Source organism: Bradyrhizobium sp. UNPF46 (assembly GCF_006658625.1).
Taxonomy (GTDB): domain Bacteria; phylum Pseudomonadota; class Alphaproteobacteria; order Rhizobiales; family Xanthobacteraceae; genus Bradyrhizobium; species Bradyrhizobium nitroreducens.
On record NZ_LFJB01000139.1, the window covers coordinates 1 to 2,605 of the forward strand.

The following is a 2,605-nucleotide window of genomic DNA, read 5'->3' on the forward strand; positions in this document are numbered from 1 at the left end:
TGCGAAGCGGTTTTCCGGAAAGATCATGCGCAAACAACAACCTAAAGCGCGATGACGATTCATCCAAATCTCATCGCGCTTTAGGGGGGCCCCGTTTCCCGAGGCATGGGAGGCAAGCTCATCGTTTGCGGGGACGACAGAAGAGCCGGTGCAAGCTCGAAAACAGCTCTTCGACCCGCCGGTCTGCGATGCGATACCACATCGTTTGCCCGTCGCGTCGGGCAGCGACGACGCCCTCTGCCTTCAGCTTCGCGAGGTGTTGGGATAGTGCCGAGGCGGAAAGGCCGACGTCTTCGGCCAGAGCACTGGCGGCAACCTCGCCATATTCCACCAGCCTGCAAAGGATGAGCAGGCGGTGCTCATTTGCGAACATGCGCATCAGCGCAGCCACCTCCTTGGCCTGCCGCTCCAGTTCGGTCGTGTTCAAGTGGCGCATGATAGTGATTTCAATAGCATCTGCATGACCACAGTCAAACCGCTCCGGGATCCGAGTTGCCGCGCAGCGAACACTCCCGATGTTCGATCTGAGACGGTCGGCCCTGCGCCCAGCCTGATGGAGTTCGAGGCCGGAGACCAGACCGATTGCCCGGTGCTGAGCTGCCGGCCGGCAGATCAAACCGGGCTTTCAGGAGAACATCGAGGCAATCGTCTGGATGTGATCGGTCGCAGCGGTGAGCAGATCGGCGTAGTTGGTGTATCCCTGCGCAGCTGCCTTGAGAATGCATTCGGCGAGGAACGCCTTCGTTGATATCGTCACCAGCTCGGAAGGCACCTTGGTCATGGCCTCCTCGAGGACCGTCCTCATGGTGAACACGAGCTCACGATCGAATTGCGGCATCGATGACAGCTCCATCCATCGCAATCTCCGGATCCCCAATCAGGCAGCCGGCGCGACAGAAGTCTCACCCGTGGGCGGCAGAATCAAATCAACTGGGTTTGACCTCCATGAAATCTTGGAAAGGTTGGCCGGTCTCGCGTCGCGCCGAACCTGATTTGGGCGCGCGGCCCCTTCAATTGGCAAAAGGGATCGCATGGCTCATCATTGGCCGTGTAAACCGTATTGCCCCAATATTCACCACTGGGGTCCGTCAGCCGGGATGACCCATGCATCAGATCGATTGGATTTCGGCGAACATCGCGGCTTCCGCGTCGGAGCGCTCGCTGAAGGCGGGGCAGAATTTGTTTCGAGCCGGCGCGAGACCGGCCGGACTTTACGAGGTCGTCAAGGGCAGGATCCGGCTGGTGCGGCTCGATCGCTCTGGCCGAGAGGCTGTTCTGCAGCTTGCCGCGCCCGGCGACGTGCTGGCGGAGGCGTCACTGTTCTCGTCAGCCTACCACTGCGACGCCATTGCCTCGAGCGAAGCGACCGTGCGGCTGTACCCGAAGTCAGCTCTGCTCGCCGAACTGGAACGCGACCCGAAGCTGCTGCTGGCTTTCTCGGCGATGCTCGCACGCCAGGTCATGACGCTGCGAACCCGGCTCGAACGTCGCAACATCCACTCGGCTCGTGATCGCGTCAGGCACTATCTGACGGTCAACGCCGACGCCAAGGGGCGGAGCGTGACGCTGCGCGGAACGTTGAAGGATCTCGCAGCGGAGCTCGGGCTGGCGCACGAAGCCCTCTATCGCACGCTGGCGGCGATGGCCGCCGACGGTGAGATCGAACGGGGCAAGGGACAAATCCGCATCTTGAGAAGCGCGGTATGATCGCAATCATACGCCGTCGGCGGACGGCCGTTTAGAAGGAGGAGGGGCGCCTGGCGACGGAAGGGATCGATCATGTTGTCGTGCTGGACGAAAGCCGCATCGGGCGGCGCTGCAATCCTGGCGATGGCTGCCGTTGCGTCGGCCGAGACCTCCAACCATTCCGGCATGCATCATCAGATGCAGGCTGGACAGAGCCAAGGTCAAGATCAGGCCATGAACTCCCACATGTCCCATGGCAATGCCGTCAAGGACGCGCGCGAGATGGTGCAGTTTCCGCCTGATATGCAGACCCATTTCCTCGGCAATATGCGCGATCACCTGCAGACGCTGAACGAGATCGTCGATGCCCTTGCCAGGGACGACTACGCCGCGGCCTCGAAAGCCGCCACCGAGCGCCTGGGGCTGGATTCGCCGTCGGCGGCAGGATGCAGGCCGCCGTCGCTGCAGCAGGTCAGCCGTCCTCCCGGGAATAAATCCCCGAAGCCGATGACGATGGAAGAGATGATGGAGGCCTATATGCCCGAGGCTATGCGCGGTATCGGCCTTTCGATGCATACGGCGGCGAGCGGGCTCGCCAAGGTCGCGATGACGCAGGACCGCGCCGGGACGATGGCGGCCCTGTCGCACGTCACCCAGAACTGCGTCTCCTGCCATTCGAGCTATCGGTTGCGATGAGCGTCGCGGGGGCGCGCGTGGATCGCGGCCCGGGCTACGCAACCGTGCCTGTGTCGCCCTCTGTCAATCCTCTCCGCCAAAAATATTCCACTTTACCGAAATTCGGTTTCGGCGTATGTGTCGCTCATCCCGGCTCACCAAGAGGGGCGACTTGTGGTCGTCTTGTTCGCGAGCCGGGGTTGCGGTGGACGCGGCAGCGTCGGCACGAGAGGTGCGGGCAGGG

The 2,605-nt window shown here is 62.3% G+C and carries 4 protein-coding genes; 2 read left to right on the top strand and 2 right to left on the bottom strand.

The window, feature by feature from the left end:
* Positions 1 to 118: 118 nt before the first annotated feature.
* On the bottom strand, positions 119 to 436 hold the full coding sequence (locus UNPF46_RS37120) for an ArsR/SmtB family transcription factor (protein ID WP_063195774.1): 318 nt from the start codon (positions 434 to 436) through the stop codon (positions 119 to 121).
* Positions 437 to 625: 189 nt separating this feature from the next.
* The gene (locus UNPF46_RS37125; RefSeq protein ID WP_246668818.1) at positions 626 to 853 is read right to left on the bottom strand and encodes a hypothetical protein; all 228 of its coding nucleotides are present in this window, start codon (positions 851 to 853) and stop codon (positions 626 to 628) included.
* A gap of 251 nt (positions 854 to 1,104) precedes the next feature.
* On the opposite strand from UNPF46_RS37125, the gene UNPF46_RS37130 reads away from it, so the two are divergent.
* Positions 1,105 to 1,707: a Crp/Fnr family transcriptional regulator gene (locus UNPF46_RS37130; RefSeq protein ID WP_142253326.1), complete on the top strand. Its 603-nt coding sequence runs from the start codon at positions 1,105 to 1,107 to the stop codon at positions 1,705 to 1,707.
* Between the two features lie 72 nt (positions 1,708 to 1,779).
* Positions 1,780 to 2,382: a cytochrome c gene (locus UNPF46_RS37135; protein ID WP_142253327.1), complete on the top strand. Its 603-nt coding sequence runs from the start codon at positions 1,780 to 1,782 to the stop codon at positions 2,380 to 2,382.
* The last annotated feature ends 223 nt before the right edge of the window (positions 2,383 to 2,605 follow it).

Excerpts from the sequence above, each read along its gene's own strand:
- UNPF46_RS37135 (WP_142253327.1), top strand. The coding sequence starts at position 1,780 with ATGTTGTCGTGCTGGACGAAAGCCGCATCGGGCGGCGCTGCAATCCTG.
- UNPF46_RS37130 (WP_142253326.1), top strand. The coding sequence starts at position 1,105 with ATGCATCAGATCGATTGGATTTCGGCGAACATCGCGGCTTCCGCGTCG.
- UNPF46_RS37120 (WP_063195774.1), bottom strand. The coding sequence starts at position 436 with ATGCGCCACTTGAACACGACCGAACTGGAGCGGCAGGCCAAGGAGGTG.
- UNPF46_RS37125 (WP_246668818.1), bottom strand. The coding sequence starts at position 853 with ATGGAGCTGTCATCGATGCCGCAATTCGATCGTGAGCTCGTGTTCACC.